18 protein-coding genes (1 of these 18 running past the window's edge) are annotated in these 23,565 nt (G+C 73.6%); 9 read left to right on the forward strand and 9 right to left on the reverse strand.

The genetic code is table 11. From position 1 onward, the window contains the following. Positions 1–51 precede the first annotated feature (51 nt). Together htpG and nhaA are read left to right on the forward strand one after the other, a co-directional pair. On the forward strand, positions 52–1,953 hold the full coding sequence (gene htpG / locus ACN260_RS13195) for a molecular chaperone HtpG (protein WP_422756237.1): 1,902 nt from the start codon (positions 52–54) through the stop codon (positions 1,951–1,953). A gap of 157 nt (positions 1,954–2,110) precedes the next feature. After that, complete coding sequence (nhaA, locus tag ACN260_RS13200) at positions 2,111–3,454, forward strand: Na+/H+ antiporter NhaA (protein WP_422756238.1); 1,344 nt, start codon at positions 2,111–2,113, stop codon at positions 3,452–3,454. 16 nt (positions 3,455–3,470) lie between these two features. Here nhaA and ACN260_RS13205 read toward each other — a convergent pair whose 3' ends face one another. From ACN260_RS13205 to ACN260_RS13225, 5 genes are all read right to left on the reverse strand, one after another. Further along, on the reverse strand, positions 3,471–4,538 hold the full coding sequence (locus ACN260_RS13205) for an ABC transporter ATP-binding protein (protein WP_422756239.1): 1,068 nt from the start codon (positions 4,536–4,538) through the stop codon (positions 3,471–3,473). Next, on the reverse strand, positions 4,535–5,344 hold the full coding sequence (locus tag ACN260_RS13210) for an ABC transporter permease (protein WP_422756240.1): 810 nt from the start codon (positions 5,342–5,344) through the stop codon (positions 4,535–4,537). Before ACN260_RS13210 ends, ACN260_RS13205 begins: the two co-directional genes overlap by 4 nt. Beyond that, complete coding sequence (gene modA / locus ACN260_RS13215; RefSeq protein ID WP_422756241.1) at positions 5,341–6,123, reverse strand: molybdate ABC transporter substrate-binding protein; 783 nt, start codon at positions 6,121–6,123, stop codon at positions 5,341–5,343. Before modA ends, ACN260_RS13210 begins: the two co-directional genes overlap by 4 nt. Next, positions 6,120–6,545: a TOBE domain-containing protein gene (locus ACN260_RS13220; protein ID WP_422756242.1), complete on the reverse strand. Its 426-nt coding sequence runs from the start codon at positions 6,543–6,545 to the stop codon at positions 6,120–6,122. Before ACN260_RS13220 ends, modA begins: the two co-directional genes overlap by 4 nt. A 274-nt stretch (positions 6,546–6,819) precedes the next feature. Beyond that, on the reverse strand, positions 6,820–8,883 hold the full coding sequence (locus ACN260_RS13225; RefSeq protein WP_422756243.1) for a M4 family metallopeptidase: 2,064 nt from the start codon (positions 8,881–8,883) through the stop codon (positions 6,820–6,822). A 471-nt stretch (positions 8,884–9,354) separates the two neighbouring features. Between ACN260_RS13225 and ACN260_RS13230 the strand changes: the two genes are divergently transcribed. The 7 genes from ACN260_RS13230 to fxsT all read left to right on the forward strand — a co-directional run bounded on the left by ACN260_RS13230 (position 9,355) and on the right by fxsT (position 19,413). After that, positions 9,355–10,257 (forward strand): DUF4231 domain-containing protein, encoded by a 903-nt coding sequence (locus ACN260_RS13230; protein WP_422756244.1) that lies wholly within the window; start codon positions 9,355–9,357, stop codon positions 10,255–10,257. A 139-nt stretch (positions 10,258–10,396) separates the two neighbouring features. Continuing rightward, a complete protein-coding gene (locus tag ACN260_RS13235; protein WP_422756245.1) occupies positions 10,397–10,528 on the forward strand; it encodes a hypothetical protein in 132 nt (43 codons plus the stop codon). Continuing rightward, the gene (locus ACN260_RS13240; protein WP_422756246.1) at positions 10,500–12,824 is read left to right on the forward strand and encodes an FxsB family cyclophane-forming radical SAM/SPASM peptide maturase; all 2,325 of its coding nucleotides are present in this window, start codon (positions 10,500–10,502) and stop codon (positions 12,822–12,824) included. The genes ACN260_RS13235 and ACN260_RS13240 overlap by 29 nt, the downstream gene beginning before the upstream one ends. Beyond that, the gene (locus ACN260_RS13245; protein WP_422756707.1) at positions 12,821–13,609 is read left to right on the forward strand and encodes an aminoglycoside N(3)-acetyltransferase; all 789 of its coding nucleotides are present in this window, start codon (positions 12,821–12,823) and stop codon (positions 13,607–13,609) included. Before ACN260_RS13240 ends, ACN260_RS13245 begins: the two co-directional genes overlap by 4 nt. 74 nt (positions 13,610–13,683) lie before the next feature. Then, positions 13,684–14,370, forward strand: coding sequence for a TIR-like protein FxsC (locus ACN260_RS13250; RefSeq protein WP_422756247.1), 687 nt, complete (start codon positions 13,684–13,686; stop codon positions 14,368–14,370). After that, entirely contained in the window at positions 14,357–15,520 is a 1,164-nt protein-coding gene (locus ACN260_RS13255; RefSeq protein WP_422756248.1) for a TIR-like protein FxsC, read from the forward strand. The genes ACN260_RS13250 and ACN260_RS13255 overlap by 14 nt, the downstream gene beginning before the upstream one ends. Next, entirely contained in the window at positions 15,517–19,413 is a 3,897-nt protein-coding gene (fxsT, locus tag ACN260_RS13260; protein WP_422756249.1) for an FxSxx-COOH system tetratricopeptide repeat protein, read from the forward strand. Before ACN260_RS13255 ends, fxsT begins: the two co-directional genes overlap by 4 nt. Here the strand turns inward: fxsT and ACN260_RS13265 are convergent. From ACN260_RS13265 to ACN260_RS13280, 4 genes are all read right to left on the reverse strand, one after another. After that, entirely contained in the window at positions 19,407–20,357 is a 951-nt protein-coding gene (locus ACN260_RS13265) for an alpha/beta fold hydrolase (RefSeq protein ID WP_422756250.1), read from the reverse strand. The genes fxsT and ACN260_RS13265 overlap by 7 nt on opposite strands. 209 nt (positions 20,358–20,566) lie before the next feature. Next, on the reverse strand, positions 20,567–21,538 hold the full coding sequence (locus ACN260_RS13270) for a helix-turn-helix domain-containing protein (protein WP_422756251.1): 972 nt from the start codon (positions 21,536–21,538) through the stop codon (positions 20,567–20,569). 456 nt (positions 21,539–21,994) lie between these two features. Next, complete coding sequence (locus ACN260_RS13275) at positions 21,995–22,741, reverse strand: SAM-dependent methyltransferase (RefSeq protein ID WP_422756252.1); 747 nt, start codon at positions 22,739–22,741, stop codon at positions 21,995–21,997. 166 nt (positions 22,742–22,907) lie between these two features. Then, positions 22,908–23,565, reverse strand: the final stretch of a protein-coding gene (locus tag ACN260_RS13280; protein ID WP_422756253.1) for a DivIVA domain-containing protein. The gene runs 689 nt beyond the window's last position; 658 of the gene's 1,347 nt are visible here — the last part of the coding sequence; the start codon falls outside the window, past its right edge; its stop codon occupies positions 22,908–22,910.

A 23,565-nucleotide genomic window follows, 5' to 3' on the forward strand; every position in this document is an offset into this window, starting at 1 on the left:
CACCTCGTATCCTGTTGCGCGGATCTGGCCCGCCCGTACGAGGAGGTTGGTGTGAGCAGTCGGACCGAGACGCTGGAGTTCCAGGCGGAGACACGCCAGCTGCTGCAACTGATGGTGCATTCCATCTACTCGCACAAGGACGTCTTCCTGCGCGAGCTGATCTCCAACGCCTCCGACGCGTTGGACAAGCTCCGGCTGGAGTCGCTGGTCGACTCCGACCTCGACGTCGACACCTCCGACCTGCACATCGAGCTGGTGACCGACCCGCAGGCCCGGACCCTCACCGTCCGGGACAACGGCATCGGCATGTCCCGCGAGGACGTCGTCTCGCTGATCGGCACCATCGCCCGTTCCGGCACCGCCGAGCTGCTGCGCAAGCTCAAGGAGTCCAAGGAGACCGCCGGCGGTGAGTTGATCGGCCAGTTCGGCGTCGGGTTCTACTCGACGTTCATGGTCGCCGACAAGGTCACCCTGCTCACCCGGCGGGCCGGGCAGGCCGAGGGCACCCGCTGGGAGTCCAGCGGCGAGGGCACGTACGTGGTGGAGACCGTCGACGACGCCCCGCAGGGCACCTCGGTCACCGTGCACCTCAAGCCCGCCGACGACGAGGACAACCTGCACGACTACGCCGACCTCGCCACGATCCGGCAGATCGTCAAGCGGTACTCGGACTTCATCGCCTGGCCGATCCGCACCACCGTGCCGGGCGTCGACGGCGGCGAACCCACCGAGGAGACCCTCAACTCCCGCAAGGCGCTCTGGGCGCGCCCGCGCGACGAGGTCGCCGAGGAGGAGTACCGGGACTTCTACCGGCACGTCAGCCACGACTGGACCGACCCGCTGGAGACCATCCACATGCGCGGGGAGGGCACCTTCGAGTACGAGGCGCTGCTGTTCCTGCCCGCGCACGCGCCGTACGACCTGTACCAGGCCGACGGCCGGCGCGGGGTGCAGCTCTACGTCAAGCGGGTGTTCGTGATGGACGACTGCGCCGCGCTGATGCCGAACTACCTGCGCTTCGTCAAGGGCGTGGTGGACGCCCACGACCTGTCGCTGAACATTTCCCGGGAGATCCTGCAGCAGGACCGGCAGATCCAGATCGTCCGCCGCCGGCTGGTCCGCAAGGTGCTCGCCACGGTCAAGGACATGCGCACCGGCAACCCGGAGCGGTTCGCCACCTTCTGGGGCGAGTTCGGCCGGGTGGTCAAGGAGGGTCTGCTGGAGGACCCGGACAACACCGAGACCATCCTCGACCTGGTGTCGGTGGCCTCCACCCACCACGACACCGAGCCCACCACGCTGGGCGGGTACGTGGAGCGGATGAAGGACGGCCAGACCGAGATCTACTACGCCACCGGCGAGAACCGCACCATGCTGGAGAACTCGCCGCACCTGGAGGCGTTCCGGGCCAAGGGCTTCGAGGTGCTGCTGCTCACCGACCCGGTCGACGAGGTGTGGGTGGAACGGGTCGGCCAGTTCGACGGCAAGCCGCTGCGCTCCATCGCCAAGGGTCAGGTCGACCTGGAGACCGAGCAGGAACGCAAGGACACCGAGGTCGCCCGGGAACAGCAGAACAAGGAGTACGCCGAACTGCTCACCTTCCTCGGCGGGGCGCTCGCCGACACGGTCAAGGAGGTCCGGCTCTCCTCCCGGCTGACCACCTCGCCCGCGTGCATCGTCGGTGACGCGCACGACATCACCCCGACCCTGGAGAAGATGTACCGGGCGATGGGGCAGGAACTGCCCCCGGTCAAGCGCATCCTCGAACTCAACCCGACCCACCCGCTGGTCACCGGCCTGCGTGTCGCCCACCAGCGGGGCGACGACAGCGCGGCGCTGACCGAGACCGCCGAACTGCTGTACGGCACGGCGCTGCTCGCCGAGGGCGGCGACCTGGCCGACCCGGCCCGGTTCGCGAGGCTGCTCGCCGACCGGCTGGCCCGTACCCTCTGATCCGCCTCCGCCTCCGCCCCCGGCCGGGCACCCATCCGGCCGGGGGCGACGCGTAGTCACCCGGCGATCGGCGGCCGCACCGGATAGGGTTGCCCCAGGTGTGCCGGGAAGTCTGGTCGGCGGTGGATGACGCGACCCCTGCCGACGAGGAGTTTCCGTGACCGACGCCACCCGGCGACGCCCCAGCCTGTTCGCCCGCCGCTCCTGGGGCGAGACCAGCCGGATCTCGGCCATCCTGCGCCGGGAGACCGTCGGTGGGGCGCTGCTGCTCGGCGGGGCGCTCATCGCCCTGGTCTGGTCGAACTCCCCCTGGTCGGGCGCGTACCAGACGCTGCGGGACACCACCGTCGGCCCGGCCGCGCTGCACCTCGACCTGAGCGTGGCGACCTGGGCCGCCGACGGTCTGCTGGCGGTGTTCTTCTTCGTCGCCGGCCTGGAACTCAAACGTGAGTTCGTCGCCGGTGATCTGCGCGACCCCCGGCGGGCGGCGGTGCCGGTGGCGGCGGCCGTCGGCGGGGTGATCGTGCCCGCCGTCCTGTACGCCCTGATCGCCGCCGGCGCCGGGGGAGACGCGGGCCGGGGCTGGGCCATCCCGACCGCCACCGACATCGCGTTCGCCCTGGCGGTGCTCGCCGTGGTGGGCCGTTTCCTGCCGTCGGCGCTGCGGACCTTCCTGCTCACCCTGGCGGTGGTCGACGACCTGCTCGCCATCATGATCATCGCGGTCTTCTACACCTCGGACCTGTCGGTCGTCCCGCTGCTGGGCGCGCTGCTGCCGCTCGCCGCGTTCGGGCTGCTGGTGCAGCGCCGCATCCGGTCGTGGTGGCTGCTGCTGCCGCTGGCCGCCCTCACCTGGGTGCTGGTGCACGAGTCGGGCGTGCACGCCACCGTGGCCGGCGTCCTGCTCGCCTTCACCGTGCCGGTGGTGCGCAGCGACGCGGCGGGCGGCCCGGACGCCGGACCCGGCCTGGCCGAGCACTTCGAGCACCGGATGCGGCCGATCTCCGCCGGCATCGCCGTGCCGGTCTTCGCGTTCCTCTCCGCCGGGGTCACCGTCGGTGGGCTCGCCGGGCTGGCCACCGCGTTGACCGACCGGGTCGCGGTGGGCATCGCCGTCGGCCTGGTCGTCGGCAAGCCGATCGGCATCCTGACCGCGACCTGGCTGGTGTCCCGGTTCACCCGGGCCGACCCGGACGAGGGTCTCAACTGGCTCGACGCGCTCGGGCTCGCGCTGCTCGGCGGGATCGGCTTCACCGTCTCGCTGCTGATCGGTGAGCTGGCCTTCGGCCTGGGCAGTGCCCGCGACGACCACGCCAAGGTGGCGGTGCTCGCCGGTTCGCTGCTGTCGGCCCTGCTGGCCAGCGTCATCCTGCGCGCCCGCAGCCGGGTCTACCGGCGGGTCCACGACGCCGAGAGCGTCGACCTGGACCGCGACGGCGTGCCGGACGTCTTCCAGCCGGAGCCGCCCCGCCCCGGAGCCGGCCCGTCCGTTCCGAGGTGACCGCCGGCCCGACCGTTCAGGGCCCGACCGGGTAGGCCCGGGTGTCGCCGGCCGCGACGCTCGCCCACACCCGCTGCCCGGGGAGCAGCCGCAGCCCGGCGGCGACGGCGGGGGTGACGTCGGCGACGGTGTCGAGCACCCCGGTGAGCTGCACCCGCACGTGGTCGCCGTGCCGGTGCACCCCGGCGACGGTGGCCGGCCAGCCGGGCCGGGCGGTGTCGTCGGGGCGGTGCGGGTGCAGGCGTACGACGGTGGGTGCGAAGACCACGAAGGCGTCGCCGTCGAGCCGTTCGGCGGTCGGCACGGCGAAAGCGTCGGCGAGCCGGACCCGCCGCCCGTCGGCCCGGCCCCGGTGCAGGTTCAGCCCGACCAGCCGGGCCACGTAGTCGGTGCGCGGCCGGGTGGTCACCACGCTGGCGTCGCCCTCCTGGACCACCCGGCCGTCCTCGACGATCACCAGCCGGTCGGCCAGCGCCAGCGCGTCCAGCGGATCGTGGGTGACCAGCACGGCCGCCCCGGCGTGGTCGGTGAGGTGGCGGTGCAGTTCGGCGCGGGTGTCCAGCCGCGTCCGGGCGTCGAGCGCGGCCAACGGCTCGTCGAGCAGCAGCAGGGTCGGGTGGACGGCGAGCGCGCGGGCCAGCGCCACCCGCTGGGCCTGCCCGCCGGAGAGCTGCCGGGGCCGCCGCCCGGCGTACCCGGCCAGGCCGACCCGGTCCAGCCACCGGTCGGCCCGTGCCCGGGCGGCCCGCCGGGGCAGGCCCTGCCGGCGCGGGCCGAAGGCCACGTTGTCCCGGGCGGTCAGGTGCGGGAAGAGCAGGTAGTCCTGGAACACCACGCCGACCGGTCGCCGCTCGGGTGGCACGAACCGGCGGGCGTCCGGGTGGTCCAGTTCCACCCCGCTGAGGCGTAGCCGGCCGGCGTCGAGCGGTTGCAGCCCCGCCAGGGCGCGCAGCGTGGTGGTCTTGCCGGCGCCGTTCGGCCCGAGCAGCGCGACCACCTCCCCGGCGGCGACGTGCAGCCGGACGTCCAGCCGGAAACCGGCCCGGTCGACGACCAGGTGCCCGTCGAGCAGTGGCGGTGTCACGGGCCGCCGATCCACCGGTCGCGCAGCCCGGCGAGGATCAGCACCGAGACGGTGAGCAGCACCAGGCTGAGCACCACGGCGGCCTCCAGGTCGGTCTCCAGGGCCAGGTAGACGGCGAGCGGCATGGTCTGGGTCCGGCCCGGATAGTTGCCGGCGAAGGTGATGGTCGCGCCGAACTCGCCGAGCGCGCGGGCCCAGCACAGCACCGCCCCGGCGGCGATCCCCGGGCCGACCAGCGGGAGGGTGACCCGGGTGAAGGTGGTCCACCGGCCCGCGCCCAGGGTGGCGGCGGCCTCCTCGTAGCGGTGGTCGACTCCGCGCAGCGCCCCCTCCACCGCGATGATCAGGAACGGCATCGCCACGAACGCCTCGGCGAGCACCACGCCGGTGGTGGTGAACGGCAGCGTGACGCCGAAGGTGGCGTCCAGCCAGCCGCCGACCGGCCCGCGCCGGCCGAAGACCAGCAGCAGCGCCACCCCGCCGACCACCGGCGGCAGCACCAGGGGCACGGTGACCAGCGCCCGGACCAGCCGCCGGCCGGGGAACTCCACCCGGGCCAACAGCCACGCCAGGGGTACGCCCAGCGCCAGGCAGAGCAGCGTGGCGAGGGTGGCGCACTGCACCGACAGCCGCAGCGCGGTGAGCACGCCGGGTGCGGTCAGTCGCGGCCCCAGCGACGTCCACGGGGTACGCAGCAGCAGGCCGCCCAGCGGCAGCACCAGGAACAGCAACCCCAGGGCGGCCGGTACGAGCAGCGCGACCGGCACCCGTTGACCGGTGCCGCGTCGGCGGGTGGACGTGGTCACGGGCCTGCCGGCGGCTGGAACCCGGCATCGGCGAGGACGGCCCGGCCGGGCGCGGAACGGACCAGCGCGACGAAGGCGCGGGCGGCGGTGGGGTTCGGCGCGTCGGTGAGCACCACGATCGGGTAGTCGTTGCCGGCGCGGGCGGACTCGGGGAACTCGATGCCGTCGACCTCCCGGTCGGCCGCGCGGGCGTCGGTACGGTAGACCAGCGCCGCGTCGACCTCGCCGAGTTTCACCTTGGCCAGCGCGCCCCTGACGTCCTGTTCGAGGGTGACCGGGGTGACCCGTACGCCGGCCGCGTCCAGGGCGGTGGTGGCCGCCGCCCCGCACGGCACCTGGGCGGCGCACAGCGCGACCTTCAACCCCGGCCGGGCCAGGTCGGCCAGCCCGGTCAGGCGCTGCGGATTGCCCTGCGGCACGGCGATGACGAGCTGGTTGCGGGCGAAGACGGCGGGGGCGTCGGCGGCGTGCCCGGCGTCGGTGACGGTGGCCATGTTCCTCGGGGCGGCCGAGGCGAACACGTCGGCGGGCGCACCCTGGGTGATCTGGGTGGCCAGGGCGGAGCTGCCGGCGAAGTTGAAGGTGACCGTCGTGCCCGGGTGGTCGGCCTCGAACCGCCGGCCGAGGGTGGTGAACGACTCGGTCAGCGACGCGGCGGCGAAGACGGTCAACGTGCCGCGCGGTGCACCGTCGGCGGCCGGCGCAGCGCGCCCGCCTCCGCATCCGGCCAGGGCGAGGAGGGTCGCCACGAGGGGGACGACGACGGCGCGGCGGGTCACGGGTCGGTCCTTGCCCTGCCGGGTCCGGTGGGCGCGGGCCGCTCCACCACGACGGTGGTGGACTTGATCACGGCGACGGCCACCGAGCCGACCCGCAGGTCCAGTTCGTCGACGGCCTCGCGGCTCATCAGCGACACGATCCGGAACGGCCCGGCCTGGATGTCGACCTGGGCCATCACGGTGTCCCGGACGACGGCGGTGACTATCCCGCGCAGCCGGTTGCGGGCCGAGGAGAACTCGGCCCCCTCGTCGGGGGCGGCGGACTGGGCGCGGACGAAGCCGGCCAGGTCCACGCCGTCGACGATCCGGTGGCCGTGGGCGTCCCGCCGGGCGGGCAGCCGGCCGGCGTCCACCCAGCGCCGCACGGTGTCGGCGCTGACCCCGAGCAACTCGGCGGCCTCGCTGATCCGGAACACGCTCACCCGGTCACCCTAGCGACCCGCATCTGCTGAGAGGAAGGAGATATATCCCTCGCAGAAGCGAACGGTGAGGCCGTCTGCGGCCCGCAGTCGCGGTAACCAGTGGGAAGCCGGCCCGCGTCGGGTCGGCCGGGTCGGCTGTCGTCGGGTGGGCCTGCGTCGGCTCGCCGGGTGGGGCCGCGCCGGCCGCCGGGCTGCCGGGGGAGCGGTGGGGCGGACACGCCGACGGCCGGCCGTCGCGGGTGGCGACGACCGGCCGCTGCCGGCGGTGGGAGGCTCAGCTCAGGGTGAGCGCGGTGTCGTCCACCACGAAGGACGTCTGGAGGCTGCTGTCCTCCACCCCGCTGAACGAGATGGTGACGGTGCTGCCCGCCAGCGCGGACACGTCGAAGCTGCGCTGCACGTAGCCGCTGGCGGCGTTGACGTTGGAGTACGTCGCCAGGGTGGTGCTGCCGGCCTTGACGGTCAGCTTGTCGTACGCCGTGCTGCCCGACTCGGCCGTGTCGATGTGCAGCCAGAAGGACAGGGTGGCCCGGCAACCGGCCGGGATGGCCACCGACTGGGTGACGGTGTCGGTGTGGGTCGAGCCGTAGCCGTTGAGCCACGCCTTGTACGAGCCACCGTGCGCGGCCTGGCTGGCCGACGAGGTGATCACGCCCGAGGTGGCGGTCCAGCCGGTGGCGCCGGACTCGAAGCCGGGGTTGGTCAGCTTCTGGCCCGAGCAGCCGCCCGAGGTCGGGGTGGGCGTCGGGGTGGAGGTCGCCGTCGGGGTGGGCGTCGGGGTGCCGCCGGTGCAGGTCGGGTCGCCGGACTGGGCCGGCACGCTCACCGCGTCCCAGGCGGCCTTGACCGTGTTGAACTCGGTGCAGCTGCCCGGGTAGAGGGTCTTGGCGGCCTGCAACGTCCAGGTGCGGTACTTCAGGTACGACGAGCTGGTCGTCTTGAGCAGCATCGCGTTGTACATGATCTTGATGGCCTTCTGGATGCCGAGGCCGGTCACGGTGCTGCTGTTGCAGGTCGGGCTGGTCGGCTGCCCGTTGGTCGGGTTGCTGCCCATGGCCAGCAGGTAGAACCAGTGGTTGCCCGGACCGGCCGCGGCGTGCACCTCCTGGCTGGGGATGCTGCTGGAGTAGCAGTTCGCGTCGCCGAGCGCGGACGGGTTGTACATGTTGCGGATCGGGCCGCTGCCGACCAGGTTGATCTTCTCGCCGACGAGGAAGTCCGGCGCGTCGTAGGTGGACGGCTCGTTGGCGAACCACTCGGTGGCCGCGCCGAAGGTGTCGGCGACGAACTCCTGGGTGTTGCCCCGGGAGATGCCGCCGGGGGTGGTGTCGTCGATGCCGTGGCCGATCTCGTGGGCCACCACGTCGAGCGAGCCGATCCACTGCCCGGCGGTGTTCTTGCCGATCTGCACCTGGCTGCCGTCGTAGTAGGCGTTCTGCTGGTTGAGGCCGACCCGGATGGGCCACGCGCCACCGCTGCCGTTCGCGCCGTTGCGGCCCAGCCACTGCGTCAGCATCTTGTGCTCGGTCTGCGCCGAGAACAGGGCGTCGACGCAGCCGGTCTCCTTGCTGGTGCCGGTGCCGTTGCCCCACACGTCGTCCGAGCCGGAGAACGTGGTGTTGTTCGCGGCGTCCTGGCAGCTCAGGTTGGTGATGCTCGGGTCCTTCAGCGAGTAGGTGCCGCCCGACTGGGTGGTGTTGAGGGTGACCGGGCCGTTCCACGCCCCGGTGCCCGTGCCTTGCACCACGTGCTCCTGGGTGTCCAGCACCGCGCCGGTGGCGGCGTCCACGTCGACGGTCAGCCGGCTCGGGCCGTCCGCGCCGGTGCCGGTGACGGTGGTTTCCCAGGCCAGCGTGGGCCGTGCGCCGAGGGTGTGCACGACCAGTGTGGTGCCCTCGACGCCGCTGACCTTGCGCAGTTGGGCACGGGCGGTCCGCTGCGCGGCGGCGGCGGTGAGCTTCGGCGTGGTCGACAGGTTCCCGATGCTCTGCTGCTGGGCGACGGAGGCGTAGGTGACCTCGCCGGTGGCGGTGGTCGCCAGGACGAAGTCGCCGCCGACCACGCGCAGGCCCTTGTAGGTGCGTTCGTACGGGACGTACTGGATGCCCTCGGAGGCGATGACCGGTCGCTGCACGAACGCGTCGTCGGCGCTGGCGTGCAGGTAGGCGGGGCGGCTGGCGACCAGCGAGCTGGCCGCGCCGACGGCGGCGGCCCGGGCCTGGGCCGGGTCGGGGGCGGGGCGGGACGGCGCGGCCTGGACGGCCGCGGCGGTACCCGCGGCGATCAGGCCGGCCGCGACCGCGCCGGAGAGCGCGACGAGGCGGGGTGAGAGCGTCAAGGGGGTGCTCCTGTTCTCGGGCGGCGTCGCGGTGCCCGGTGGGGTCGCGCGCCGGTGCTGCGTGAGGCGTAGCCGCGACGGGTGGTCTCCGGGCTGCCGGCGGGCCCGGTGGGGGTGACTGTCCGTCGCGTGTCGCCGGGGGTTGGCGACCGCTGGAGGCACGATCACACGGGCAGGCACCCATATCAATGGGTTGACCCAGGCAACCACAGCCGCGGGCTGCCGAAACCCCTGTTGCCGGGTGGTGAACGCCCCCGGCCACCCCGTTCTGAACAGGTCATCCCCGTCGATTCCGGTCCCGCCGGCCGCCCCAGTTGCGGGTTTTCGCCGGAACGCGCGCCGGATGCGCATACACCCTCCGACCAGCGGTACGACGCCCCCGCGGGGTCCGTCCTGCCCGGCCCGGCGGGGTGCGTGCCCGGCCCCGGCGGGTGCGGGCCGGACGGGCGTCGGTCGCCTACCATTCCGGCTGTGCCGGACATCGACGGATCGCTGGCCGCCGGGCAGGTCTGGCGGGGGCAGGGCGACTGGTCGCAGGCCGCCCGACGGGCCAAGCGACGGATCACCACCGGGCGGCGGGCGGTCGCCGCGCTGACCGCCACCGCTGCCGTCGCCGGCACCGCCGCGGCCCGGCTGGCCACGTCCGCACCCACCGCCGGCCGGGTGCTGGCGCTCGTCGCCGCCGTGTCGCTGCTGCTGGTGCCGGTGCTCGGCCGCCGTGCCTCCCGCGATGCGGTGGCCGTCTGGACCCGGCTGCGGGCGGTCTCCGAGGCGTCCAAGGCGGAGCTGTACCGCTACCTCGCCCGCGTCGCCCCCTACGCCGGTGCCGACGCCGACGCCGTCCTGCTGCACCGCTACGGGCAGCTCGTGGACGGCGTCGGCGACCTGGTCGGGCACACCCTCGACGGCACCCCCGTCGACCGTCCACTGCCGCCGGTCACCGACCTGCCGAGCTACCTCGTCGAACGGGTGCAGCGGCAGATCGACGGCTACTACCTGCCGGCGGCCCGGCAGGCCGCCCGCGCCGCCACCCGGATCGGCCGGGCGGCGACCGCGTTGACCGTCCTGGCCGCCGTGCTCTCCGCCGTCGTCGGGGTGTTCGGCGACGCGCTCGGCCTGACCGCGTGGGTGCCGGTGGTCGCGGCGGTCACCACCGCGCTGGTCGGCTACGGCGCCGCCGAACGCCACGAACAACAGCACCTGGAGTACGCCCGGACGGCCGACCAGCTCACCCGGCTGCGACTGACCCGGGACGCCGGGGTGGGCTGGACCGACGACGCGGCGTTCGTCGCCGAGGCCGAGCGGATCATCGCCCAGTCCAACGCGGCCTGGATGGCCAAGATGATCGAGGACGATGGCGCTGCGCAGCAGTGACATGACGGGCTGTGGCGGATAGCATCATCGACATCCGTGATTGGTCGTCGACGTGGACGGACGTCCGTCCACCTCCGACACAAGATGGGGGCCCGACGTGGACCGCACCCAACGCCCGTCCGATCCGTTCCCGACGCCGATGAGCGACGTGCGACGCACCCCGCTCGGTCAGATCCCGGTCGAGCGGGCCGTCGCCGTCGCCCGCATCGACGACCGCCGGGCCGCCCACCCGACCCGGGTCGATGTCGCGTCCTTCAGCTCGCACGTCTGACCCGGCCACCGCGCTGCGCGCCCCGGTCACCCCGCTCAGCCAGTACGTCCTCAAGCTGACCAGCCGGTGCGACCTGGCGTGTGACCACTGCTACGTCTACGAACACCCCGACCAGTCGTGGCGTCGTCAACCCCGGCTGATGACGCCCGACACGGTCGAGGCCACCGCCCGGCGGATCGCCGAACACGCCGCCACCCACCGGCTCAGCACGGTCCGGGTGGTCCTGCACGGCGGGGAACCCCTGCTCGCCGGCGCGGCCCGGCTCGCCGCCACCGCCGCCGTCCTGCGCCGGACGATCGACCCGGTGACCCGGCTCGACCTGCGGATGCAGACAAACGGCGTGCTGCTCACCCCCCAGATCGCCGACGTCCTCGTCGCCCACGACGTCAAGGTGGGCGTCTCCCTGGACGGCGACCGGTCGGCCAACGACCGGCACCGCCGGTACGCCAACGGCGCGAGCAGCCACGACCAGGTACGCCGGGCACTGGCCCTGCTGCGCCGCCCGGCGTACCGCAGCTCCTACGCCGGGCTGCTGTGCACCGTCGACCTGGCCAACGACCCGCTGCGGGTCTACCGGGCGCTGCTCGCCGAGGAACCGCCCCGGATCGACTTCCTGCTGCCGCACGCCAACTGGGACCGGCCACCCGCCCGCCCCGACGGGGTCACCACCCCGTACGCGGACTGGCTGCTCACCATCCACCGGCGCTGGCTGGCCGACGGGCGGCCGGTGCCGATCCGGCTGCTGGAGTCCCTGCTGGCCACGGCCACCGGCGGCAGCACCGGCACCGAGGCGGTCGGGCTCGCCCCGGCGGACCTGGTCGTGGTGGAGACCGACGGCAGCTTCGAGCAGGTCGACTCGCTCAAGTCCGCCTTCCACGGTGCCGCCGCCACCGGCCTGGACGTGTTTCGGCACGCCGTCGACGAGGCGGCGGCCCACCCGGGCATCGCCGTCCGGCAGACCGGCCTGGCCGGCCTCTGCGCCACCTGCCGCTCCTGCCCGCTGGTACGCCGCTGCGGCGGCGGTCTGTTCGCCCACCGCTACCGCTCGGGCACCGGTTTCGACAACCCGTCGGCGTACTGCGCGGACCTGGCCGCGTTGATCCGGGCCACCGCCGTCCCTGCCGGGTCGCCGCAGCAGCGGCCGGTCGACACGTTGCCCCCCGCCGTCCTGGCCGACCTCGGCTCCGGGCGGGGCGGCCCGGGTTCGGTGGGTCAGCTCGCCGCCGTCCACCACGGCATCGCCCGCGCGCTGACGGTCGCGCTCAGCCCCGCCGCCACCGCCGACCCAGTCGCGGCGGCCGGCTGGCACCTGCTGGTGGCGCTGGACGTGTCCGCGCCCGACGCCGTCGACCACGTGCTCACCCACCCGTTCGTCAGGCGGTGGGCGCAGCGGTGCCGGGCCGGGGCGACCGGCGACCTGTCCCACCTCGCCGCCGTCGCCGCCGCCGCGGCGGTCCGGGCCGGCGTCGACGCCGAACTCGTGCTGCCGGTGCGGGCCGGCGCGGTGCACCTGCCGACCCTCGGCGCGATCATGGTGGACACCGACGCCGCCACGGTGCCCGTCACGATCTCCGCCGGCGGCGTCGCGCTGCGGGCCGGCCGGCGACGCGTGCGGGTCCGGCCGGCCGTCGGACCCCACCCGGACCGGTGGCGGCCCACCCGGGCGGCCGACACCGGCGACGGGACGGTCCTGCTGGAGGACACCGACCCGTACCGTGACTGCTTCGACCTGCCGGTGGCGGCCCGGCTCACCCCGGCGGTCGCGGACCGCTGGACGCGGCAGGTGCACCGGGCGGTCGACCGCCTCGACACCGAGGCCGCCGGATACGCCGCCGGGGTACGCGCCCTGCTGCGCGCGGTGGTGCCGCTGCGCCCGGACCCGTCCGGCCGTTCCCGCAGTGCCACCGCCCGGTCCGCGTTCGGCGCGGTCGCCGTCACCCCCGTCGCCGACGACGCCGCGTTGGCGGTGCTGCTCGTGCACGAGGTGCAACACCTCAAACTGGACGCCGTGCTCGATGTCTGCGAACTGTTCGACCCCGCCGACGCGCGAAGGCTGCGGGTGCCCTGGCGCGACGACCCCCGGCCGGTGGAGGGCGCGCTGCACGGCGTCTACGCCCACCTCGCCGTCGCCGACGTGTGGCGGCACCGCCCCGGAGCCGAGGCGGCGGCGCACCACCGGCGCTACCGGGAGTGGACCGACGCCACGGTCGATGCGCTGCTCGACCTCGGCAGCCTCACCGCCGACGGCGAGCGGTTCGTCCGCCGGATGCGCGCCACCCTGGACGGGTGGCGGTGAACGACAGGGCCGTCCTCGCCGCCGACCTGCGGGCGCTCGGACTGTCCACGGGCGCGACCGTGCTGGTGCACTGCGCGCTGTCCCGGGTCCGCCCCGACCCGGCCGGGCCGGCCACCCTCCTCGCGGCGCTGCGCGACACCCTCGGCGACGGCGGCACGGTGGTCGTGCCGACACAGACCGCCGGCAACTCGGTGACCTCGCCGGCGTTCCGGGCCGCCACGGCGGGGATGACCCCGGCCCAGGCCGCCGCCGTCGAGGCGACCATCGAGCCGTTCGATCCGGCGCACAGCCCGGCGCAGGGGATGGGGGCGTTCGCCGAACACGTCCGCCGGCAGGCCGACGCCCGGCGCAGCGCCCACCCGCAGACCTCCTTCGCCGCCCTCGGCCCGGCCGCCGCCGCCCTGACCGCCACACACGACCTCGACTGCCACCTCGGCGACCGGTCCCCGCTGGGCGCGCTGTACGCCGCCGACGCCCTGGTGCTGCTGCTCGGCGTCGACTGGTCGGTGTGCACCGCGTTCCACCTCGCCGAGTACCGGTGCGCCCGGCCCGCCCCGCACCGGGCGTACCGCTGCTACCTGCGCGACCCGCAGGGCCGCCGGGTCCGCCGGGACTTCCGCGCACCGCACCTTCACGACGGTGACTTCCCGCGGATCGGGGCGGCCGTGGTCGCCGACGGGGCGGTCCGCTCCGGGCCGGTGGGCGCCGCCGACGGTCACTGTGTACGGCTGCGCCGCGCGGTCGACCTCGCCCAGGGGTGGATGGATGAGCACCGACTGGCGTGAACGGGACAGCGCAGGGTTGGCGTCTGTCGATACTGTGGTCGGCCGGGAGCGGCGACGCCGGGCGGGAGCGGTAGGTGGCGGAGAAAGAGTTCTGGGAGGACGAGAGCGCCCCCGTGTTCTTTCTCAGCTACGCCCGCACCCGCGTCCGACCCCGGGCGGTGGCGCCCCCGCGGGACAACAACGAGAAGGTCTTCCAGCTCTTCGTCGACCTCTCCGACCACGTCGTCGAGCTGCTCGGCCTCGACCCGGGCCGCACGGCCGGCTTCATGGACCGGGTGCTCGACGGAGGGCAGCTGTGGACCGACGATCTCGCCTTCGCCGCCGGCCACTGCCAGGTCTTCATCCCACTCGTCTCGTCGCAGTACCTGCGCAGCCAGTGGTGTGCCCGGGAGTGGGACGCGTTCACCAGGCGGCGGGTCGTACCCCGCCCGGACGCCGATCCGTCGGCGGGGGAGACGCCGGTGATCCCGGTCAACTGGTCGGTGGTGGACCGCCGACGGGTGCCCGAGGTCGTGTCGCGGCGGCAGATGTTCACCCCCACCCGGTTACCCTCGAACATCGCCCCGATGTACCGCGAGGAGGGCATCTACGGCCTGTTCAGCCTCGGCAGCAACGGCAAGGACGCCTACGACGCGGTGGTCTGGCGGCTGGCGCAGCGGATCGCCCACGCGTACCGCACGCACTGGGTCGAGCCGGCGGTCACGACCGACCTGCGGCAGCTGCGCGACCGGTTCGAGGAGGACGGGCATGACGTGGGCTGACCCCTCCCCGGCCGGGATCCCCGGGCCGGAGACCTACTTCTTCCTCAGCTACGCGCACTCGGTCCCGCTGTCCGACGCCGCCCGACCGGACACCGACTACTGGGTCGGCAAGTTCTTCCAGGACCTCGCCAGGTCGGTCCGGGAGCATCCGCGGCGCACCGTCGAGATCGAGGCGGGCTTCTTCGACGGCCAGGTCGTCCCCGGCGCCGACCTGCGTCGCACCCTCACCGACGCGTTGAGCCTCGCGCACGTGTTCGTGCCACTCTATTCGCCGAACTACTTCCGCAACGCCTGGGCGCTCGGCGAACGGCACTCCTTCCGCAGCCGGCTGGCCCGGCTGCCGGCCGGGCACGCCGACCGGCACGTGCTGCCGGTGCTGTGGATGCCGCTGCCGTCCTGGGAGGACCGCCCCGAGATCGTCCAGGCGCTGGCGGTGACCGACGACCCCGACGACCGCGCCGACTACGCCGACAACGGGCTGCGCGCGCTGTGCAAGCTCAGCGCCTACGACCCGCTGTACCGGCGGCTACGCGAGGCGCTGGCCGACCGGATCGTCACGGTGACCGAGCAGCAACCGCTCGCCCGATCCCGCGCGGCGACCCTGACCAGCCGGCCGGTCCCCGACGGTCCGGGCGCCGTCCTGGTGGTCACCACCCTCACCGCCGACCGGGCCCACTGGCGGCCCTACGGCGACCAGCACCAGTTGGCGGTCGCCGACTACGTGGCCGCGACCGCCGAGCGGCTCGGCCTGCCCACCCGGGTGGTCGGCCTGGCCGAGGCCCACGACCGGGCCCCGCACAGCCCGGCTGTGGTGCTGGTGGACGCCGGGGTCGGGGTCGAGGCCGCCCGCGCCGCGCTCGCCGGGCTGCCACAGTGGGTGGTCCCGCTCGTCATCGCCGCCGACCATGCGCGTGGCGAACCGACACCCGAGGAGATCGCCGGTACCTTGCAGGACGCCCGGTTCCCCCGGGTGCTGCCGGTGCGCACCATCGACGAGTTCGAGCGCTGCGCGCCGCTGCTGGTCACCGAGGCACGCAAACAGTTCCTCCGGCACGGGCCGGTCGATCCGCCGGAGGGCCCGCACGATCCGAAGCCGAGCCTGGGGCCGGTCGGACCGTTCGACGTACGGCGAGGGAAGGCAGAACGATGACTCCACCCGACGGCCAGGTCGTCACCTTCTACTCGTACAAGGGTGGTACCGGTCGCACCATGGCGCTGGCGAACACCGCCTGGATCCTCGCCGCGAACGGTCACCGCGTGCTCGTCGCCGACTGGGACCTGGAATCCCCCGGCCTGCACCGGTTCTTCGCGCCGTTCCTCGACCCGGACCAGGTCGCCTCCACCGGCGGCGTGATGGACCTGATCCTGGAGTACGAGTGGGAGAACGCCCGCCGTCGGCGCGAGGGCGAGGACACCCGCCCCGGCGACTGGCACCGCCAGTACGCCCGGGTCCACAAGTACGCCTTCTCGGTGAGCTGGGAGTTTCCCGGCGGCGGCACCCTGGACCTGCTGCTCGCCGGCCGGCACAACCCCGACTACGCCACCAGCGTCACCGGGCTGAACTGGGACAACTTCTACAACCGGCTCGGTGGCGCGCAGTTCTTCGACGCGCTGCGGGCGGACATGAAGCGGCACTACGACTACACCCTGATCGACAGCCGCACCGGCATCAGCGACGTCGCCGAGATCTGCACCATCCACCTGCCCGACGTGCTGGTCGACTGCTTCACCCTCAGCGACCAGGGCATCGACGGCGCCGCCTCGGTCGCCACCCGGGTCCGCGGCTACGAGGGCCGCCGCGCCCGCCGGGTGCTGCCGGTGCCGATGCGGGTCGACGAGGGGGAGAAGACCAAGACCGACGCCGGCCGGGCGTTGGCCATGCAACGCTTCGCCGGGTTGCCCAGCGGCATGACCGAGCTGGAACGGCAGGACTACTGGCTCTCCGTCGAGGTGCCCTACCGGGCCTACTACGCCTACGAGGAGACCCTGGCGACGTTCGGTGACGTGCCGGGCAGCCGGGGGCTGCTGTCGGCGTACGAGGCGTTGACCCGGCACATCACCAACGGCACGGTCGCGGGGCTGCCCCGGATGGACGAGGGGCTGCGCCGGCAGACCTTCCAGCGCTTCGAACGCAAACCGGTGATCGTCGACGAGCTGATCGTGCTGCGGTACGTGCCGGAGGACCAGGCGTGGGCGGAGTGGGCGCAGTCCGCGCTGCACGCCGCCGACCTGCGGGTGCTGGCCGCCCCGCTGGGTGCCCCGGCGACGGTGCCGACCGGCACGGCCTCCCGCGAGCTGCACCTGGTCTCCCGCTCCTACCTGGCCGCCCGCCGGGCCCTCGGCGGTACCGCGGGTGCCCCGTTGCTCGCCCTGCACCTGGACGACACCACCCCGTCGGTGGACACCCCGCCCGGCAGTTGGGCGACCGTCTACGAGCGGGGCGCCGCGGCCGCCGCCGAGCAGGTGTGGGAGCTGGTCGGCCGGCCCACCGACGGCCGGGACCGGCCGGTGCCGGCGACCCGCTACCCGGGGGTCGAACCGCTGGTCTTCTACGCCCCGGCGCGCAACGTGCGGTTCACCGGCCGGGACCGGCTGCTGCTGACCCTGCGCGAGGAGCTGAAGACGGCGGCCCGGGAACGGGTCCCGGTGGCGCTGCGCGGCGGGGCCGGCATCGGTAAGACCCAGCTCGCCACCGAGTACGCCTACCGCTTCCATGGCGCGTACGACGTGATCTGGTGGGTGGACGCCGACCCGGTGCAGTTCATCGACGTCCGCTTCGCCGACCTGGGTCGCCGGCTCAACCTGCCCGACCTGCAGAGCGTGCCGGACAACGCCCGGGCGGTGCGGGACTGGTTCAGCCACGGTGGCGGCCGGGGCGCCGACGGGCCACCCCTGCGCTGGCTGATCGTCTTCGACAACGTCGACCAGTACGAGCACGTCCGGGACTACCTCCCCCAGGGCGAGGGGCACGTGCTGGTGACCACCCGCAACCCGGACTGGGGTGACCTGGCCCGCGCGGTGGACGTGGACGCCTTCCAGCGCGGCGAGAGCGTCAGCCACCTGATCGGCCGGACCAGCCGCCGGGGCATGACCGTCGCCGAGGCGCAGCAGGTCGCCGAGGCGGTGGAGGACGTGCCGATCCTGGTGGCGCTGGCCGGCGCGTGGCTGGCGGAGAGCCCCGACTCGGTCGCCACCTACCTGGCCGGGCTGGCCCGCACCGGCCCGGACAGTGACGTGTGGGGCCGCTCCCTGGCCGGTCTGCGGCAGCAGTCCCCGGGCGCCTACCGGCTGCTGCAGCTCGGTTCGGTGCTCGCCCCCGACATCGCCCTCGACCTGCTCTACGGCGACCAGGTGGCGAAGGTCATCGCCCCGCACGACGAGTTGGTCGCCGCGCAGGTCGCCGACCGGGTCTCCGAGCGGGACATCGCCGCCGCGCTGGTCCAGCGGATCAACCGGCTCGCCCTGATCAAGGTGGACCAGCACGCCCAGCGGGTGCAGATCCACCGGCTGCTCCAGGCGGCGTTGCGGTCCCGGATGTCCGAGCAGGAACTGGCCGAGGTCAAGCACGACGTGCACCGCATCCTCGCCGGTTCCCGTCCCTCCGGCGAGGTGGACGACCCGGCCTTCCAGTCCGGCTACCGGCACCTGTGGCCGCACCTGGACGGATCCGAGGCGGTGTCCTGCCACGACGACACGGTCCGGCAGTTGGTCATCGACCGGGTCCGGTACATCTTCCTCAACGGCGGTTTCGAGCAGGGTGCGCAGTACGCCCAGGACGCGGACAAGACCTGGACGACGATGCTGGAGGGGCTGTCCCCGGAGACCGGCGCCCACCGGTCGCTGCGGGTGCAACTGCTCAACCTGCGCTTCAACCGGGCCAACCTGCTGCGCAGCCTCGGCCAGTTCGAGCAGGCCCTGACCCTCGACGAGGAGACCCTACGCCAGCAGAGGGAGCTGATCGGCGAGAGCCACCCGTACACCCTGATGACCGCCGGCGGGTACGCGGCGGACCTGCGGGCACTCGGCCGCTACCAGGAGGCTCTGGAGCAGGATCTGCGAACCTACGAGTCGTCCGTGGAGGTGTTCGGGGAGGACCACCGGCGCACCCTGAACGCGGCCAACAACCTGGCCGCTTCCTACCGGCTCTCCGGCGAGTTCGCCCGCGCGCTCGACATCGACCAGACGACCTACCGCAGGCTGCGGGTCGTGCTCGGCCCGGATCATCCCCGGACCCTGCTCTCGGCCAACAACTACGCGCGTGACCTGCGGGAGACCGGGGACTACCGCGCCTCGGTGGCGTTGCTGGGCGAGGTGGTCGAGGCGTACCGCCGCGTCTTCGGCGAGGATTTCCGCCCGGTGCTCACCGCGCAGGCGAACCTGGCGACCTCGCTGCGCAGCACCGGCCGGATCGCCGAGGCGGGCCGGCTGCTCGACGACGCCTACACCCGGCTGCGCTCCACCGTCGGGCCGACCAACCCGGACACGTTGCTGTGCCGGTTGAGCCGGACGGCCAACCTGATGCTCCAGGGAGAGGGGGCGCAGGCCCGCTCGGAGTTGGAGGAGGTGCAGCAGACCCTCACCCAGGTGTTCGGGGCACGGCACCCCTACACGCTGGTGTGTGAACTCAACCGGGGGGTGGCCCTGTGGGACGCCGGGGTGCAGGACGAGGCGTACGCGTTCACCGTGGCGGCGGCCGACGGGCTGCGGGAGGTGCTCGGACCCGAGCATCCGTTCAGCATGGGCGCGGACAACAACGCCGCCGTCTTCACCCTCCTCACCGGGCAGGCCGAGGAGGGCCTCACCCGGTTGCAGGCCGTGGTGGCCCGGCTGACCGCGGTGCTGGGGGCCGACCACCCGGACACGCTACGCAGCCTCGGCAACGTGGAGACGGCCCGGCAGGCGGCGAGCGGGGGAGTGGTCAGCATCGGGCGGATGCGGCTGGCGGACCGGCTCGCCGACCGGATCGGGCAGGAACACCCGAGCGTGGTGGTGCTGCGCGACGGGCGCTACGTGCGGCGGGTCCTCGACCCGCACCCCTACTGACCGGGCTGGGCGCCGATGAGCACATCAGAGTTCGTCGGCGTCCCCGCTTCGCTGAGCCAGCGCAGGATACGGGGGAGTTGTTGCATGGCGTCGAAGTGGGCTGCGCCCGGCTGCACCTCGATCTCGGCGCCCGGAATCCGGTCGGCCAACCAGCGGCCGTGGCTGGCCGGGGCGAAGGTGTCCTCCGCGCCGTGCCACAGCCGCACCGGGGTGGCCCTGGTGTCGATCGCGTCGAGGTCGAACTTCCAGTTCCGGCGTAACGCCAGCACGTCGTCGATCCAGCCGTACGGGCCGGTGCGCAGCGCCTCCTGGTAGGTGTCGAAGATGATGCCGCGCAGCGCCGCGTCGTTGATCGCCCGGCGGTCGGGGAGGCCCATCTGCGTCATCAGGTCCCGCAGCAGGAACCTGGGGTCCTCGGCGGCCCGGGCGGCCCGCTGCCGGATCTCCTCCACCACGGCGTCGGTGTCCGGCCGTTCGGCCCCGAAACCCCGTTGGTTGTCGGTGTTCATGCCGTCGAACCAGTCCAGGCCGGTGGCGTCGGAGGGGGCGAGGCTGACCAGCACCGCGACCCGGCTCACCCGGCCGTGCAGGCGTTCGTCGGCGGCGCAGGCCAGCGCGTGCGGCCCGCCACCGGAGCGGCCGGCGACCGCGAACCGGTCCAGGCCGAGCTGGTCGGCGATGGCCTCCACGTCCCGTGCGGCGTCGGCTACGTCCCGACCCTCGAACCGCTCGGAGTCGCCGTAGCCGGGGCGGTCGTAGGCGATCAACCGGATGCCCATCCGGTAGAGCACGATGCCCCGGGGTTTCGGCCCCCGCCGACTGCCGGGTGTGCCGTGCATCAGGAAGACGGGGAACCCGTCGGGAGCACCGGTTTCCTCGTACGCCACCCGCTTGTTGTCCGCGCGGTGGGCGTATCGCGGCCCAGGCTCACCTTCTCGGGTCACTCCAGCCTGCCTTCCGGTGCCACTACCAGCAAATACTCGCAACCCGCATCGAGCGAAGACGATGTTTTCGTCGTCCCCGTTCAGCCTTTGAGCCTAACGGTCGGGCCCGCCGCACCGCTATGGCGAGCCCGAACAACGGGCCGGATCTGTCGGAAACGACACCTGTCGGCCCGTCCGTTCGGAACGTCCGGACGAATGGGCGGCGGCGCTCAGCAGGCCAGGGGTCGGATATCCGACGGGGCGTCGACCAGGGCGGCACGCGGATCGGCGTAGCGCCACTCCACCCGGTACTGCGCCCGCAACCGGGGCCGCGACACCACCCACTCGTACGCTATCCGCCCCTGCCGTTCCCGACCGTCCGGGCGGACCTCGGCGGTGCTCTCCGCGGTGAACGAGGTCTCGTTGCCCCAGACGGTGGGGCCCGTCTCGGCCGGGAAGTCGAGCCGGATCACCAGGTTACGGGTGGGCAACCGGATGTCGCGTTGCAGCCAGTCGCCGAACTTCCACGCCGGCACCCGGTAGGAGTAGTCCACCACGGTGCGCTGGCCGGGATAGAGCGGCACCGGGGTGCCCCCGCCGTCGAGCAACAGCACGATCTTGAGGAAGGCGTCCCGGCTGCGCCCGACCCGCCACCGCATCGGCTCCGGTTGGTCGACGCCGATGGTCGCCCGGAAGTCGACCTCGTCGATGGTGAGCGGATGGCGACCGTGGAAGGCCGTCGACCGGGCCGGATCGTCGGGGAACCGGTCGATGTCGATCTGCACCGTGTGCCGGGTGATCGGCTCGGTGCCCACGCTGTGCAGCACCCGCCGGAACCGGCACTCGTACACCCCGTCGACGAGGGAGAGGTTGGCCTGCTCGTCCTCGATCACCAGATGCGACCCGGCCGGGGGCGGCACCGCGGTCGGGCCGAGCGGGGAGCGGCGGCCCCCGGCGCCACGGCTGTCGGCGAAGGCGACGTACTGCTGCCAGATCCGGTTGCCGCTGTCCAACACCAGCTCGACCCGCCGGGCGAACTCCTCGGTGGGTTGGTGCCGGCCGTTCTCGATGTGACTGACGTACGACGGGTCGAAACCGGTGCGTTCGGCCAGCTCCTTTTTGGACATGCCCCGCTGGTGACGCCAGTGGGTCAGTTCCCGCACGAATTCCGCCGCCGCATCGTCCTGTGTGGAGCCGCCCATGCCCCCGTCCTCGCTGTCGGGCCTCAAGTCTGTCCCACCCGTGGCGTCCGCGCCAGGGGTCCCCCCAACCCGACGCCGCCCGGCGGCCCTCATCCCGACCCACCGGGGCCCGCACCCCGACGGCCGCCGGCGCGGGCGGCAGGATGACCGGCATGGACACGACCGTGCACCGCTACCTGGTCGCCGCCGCCCGGGACGTGCTCGGTTCGGATCTGGTGGGCGCCTACGCCGCCGGATCGGTGGCGCTGGACGCTACACCGCGGCCCGCGCCTTTCAACAGCGGGTGCTCGACGAGATCACCGCCGGCTGACCGGGCGACGCCCGCCGGTGCCGCTCCGCGCTACCCCGCGACCCAGCCGCGGGTTTGCGCAGCCCGCGGCGGTGCGGGCCGCCCGGTCCACGTCGCCACGGGCAGCCGGGCCGGGGGCGGCCCGGACCGGACCGCCCCCGGTCGGGTCAGCGCCGGAGCAGGGCGAAGACGCCCCAGCCCAGGTACTCCCGCCGGTACCGGACGTGCCGCAGCGGGTCCCCGGTCAGCTCCCGCCGGAACGACCCGGCGAGCGCGTCGTCGGGATGCGCGTCCAGCCAACGGCGCAGCGTCAGCCAGTGCGCTGCGGCGTACCGGTCCCAACTGTCCTGGTCGGCGAGGACCATCTCGACCACGTCCCAGCCGTGCCCCTGCATGCGGCCGATCAGCCCGGGAAGATCGTCGAAGTCGTCCCGCACCGTGGCGTGGCACGCGGCGACGGTCTCCTGGTCCGGTGGCTCCCGCCGCCAGTACGGCTCCCCGACCAGCAGCATCCCGCCCGGACGCAGCGCCCGTGCCAGCAGGTCGATGGTGCCGGTGACGCCCCCGCCGATCCAGGTCGCACCGAGACACACGGCCACGTCTACCGGTACCGGATGGACGTGGCCGGCGGCGTCGTCGTGGACGAAACGGACCCGGTCCGCCACGCCGAGTGCTTCCGCCCGAGCCCGGGCGGCGGCGGTGAACGCGGTGCTGATGTCGACACCGGTGCCCCGGACCCCGTGCGCGCGGGCCCAGGTGCACAGCAGCTCACCCTTGCCGCTGCACAGGTCGAGCAGGGTGTCGTCGTGACGTAGCCGGATCACCCGGCCCAGGGTGGCCAGCTTGTCGGCGTCGAACGGGTTGAGGATGCGAAGGTCGCCTTCGCGGATGACGAAACTACGGTCGAGATCCATGTCGATGACTCCGGAGGTGCGTGGACGGACGCGGAAAGCGGACGGTCGGCACACGGAGCACGGGCACGGGACACACCTCGTTCGCCGGTCGTGGAGACGGGGCCGTCAGGCTACGTCCCCACCCGGCCCGGGGCACAGCGAATTCGCCCCGGGCCGCACCCGCACGTCAGACGTTGGTCGGCACCTTGCCGGCGGGCGGTTCGGTGGCCGCCTCGACCGGCGCTTCGGCAGCCGGCCGGGCCGCCACCGTCGGGTACTCGGCGGTCTCCCCACCCCCGGCGGCAGCCGCCATCACGGCGGCGGCAGCCAGGTCGGCGACCCGCTTCGCCTCCCGCTGCACCCGGGCCCGGACGTCCTTGGCGTGCCGCTCCACACTCTCGGCGGCCTGCCGGGCCTCCTCCAACCGTCGGTTCTCGGCGGTCAGGTCGCGACGCACCTCCTCCAACCGCTGCCGGGAACGCGCCAACTCCCGCTCGGTGGTGTCACCCTCCTGCTGGATCTCGGCCAACTGCGCCCGGGCCGTCTCCAGCTCACCCTGCACCTCGGCGAGGGCCTTCTGCCGGTCGCCGATCTCCCGCTGCACCGTGACGAGCTGCTCCTGGTGGCTGCTGATCTGCTCGTCGGCCCGCTGGCGGACCTCGGTGGCGTACTGCTGCGCCTCGGCGATCAGCGCGGCGATCTGCTGCTCGGCGGCGCTGTGCTGGTTGGTCAACTCCCGTTCCGCCGCCGCGCGCTGCTCGGCCAGCTCCTGCTCGGCCGCGGCCCGCCGCTCGCCGACCTCCCGCTCCACCGTGGCCTGCCACTGGGCCAGTTCCTGCTGGCTC

Source organism: Micromonospora sp. WMMD708, assembly GCF_049315245.1.
Taxonomy (GTDB): Bacteria; Actinomycetota; Actinomycetes; order Mycobacteriales; family Micromonosporaceae; genus Micromonospora; species Micromonospora wenchangensis.

Excerpts from the sequence above, each read along its gene's own strand:
- ACN260_RS13235 (WP_422756245.1), top strand. The coding sequence starts at position 10,397 with ATGAGCGACGTGCGACGCACCCCGCTCGGTCAGATCCCGGTCGAGCGG.
- ACN260_RS13240 (WP_422756246.1), top strand. The coding sequence starts at position 10,500 with ATGTCGCGTCCTTCAGCTCGCACGTCTGACCCGGCCACCGCGCTGCGC.
- ACN260_RS13255 (WP_422756248.1), top strand. The coding sequence starts at position 14,357 with ATGACGTGGGCTGACCCCTCCCCGGCCGGGATCCCCGGGCCGGAGACC.
- fxsT (WP_422756249.1), top strand. The coding sequence starts at position 15,517 with ATGACTCCACCCGACGGCCAGGTCGTCACCTTCTACTCGTACAAGGGT.
- ACN260_RS13270 (WP_422756251.1), bottom strand. The coding sequence starts at position 21,538 with ATGGGCGGCTCCACACAGGACGATGCGGCGGCGGAATTCGTGCGGGAA.
- ACN260_RS13275 (WP_422756252.1), bottom strand. The coding sequence starts at position 22,741 with ATGGATCTCGACCGTAGTTTCGTCATCCGCGAAGGCGACCTTCGCATC.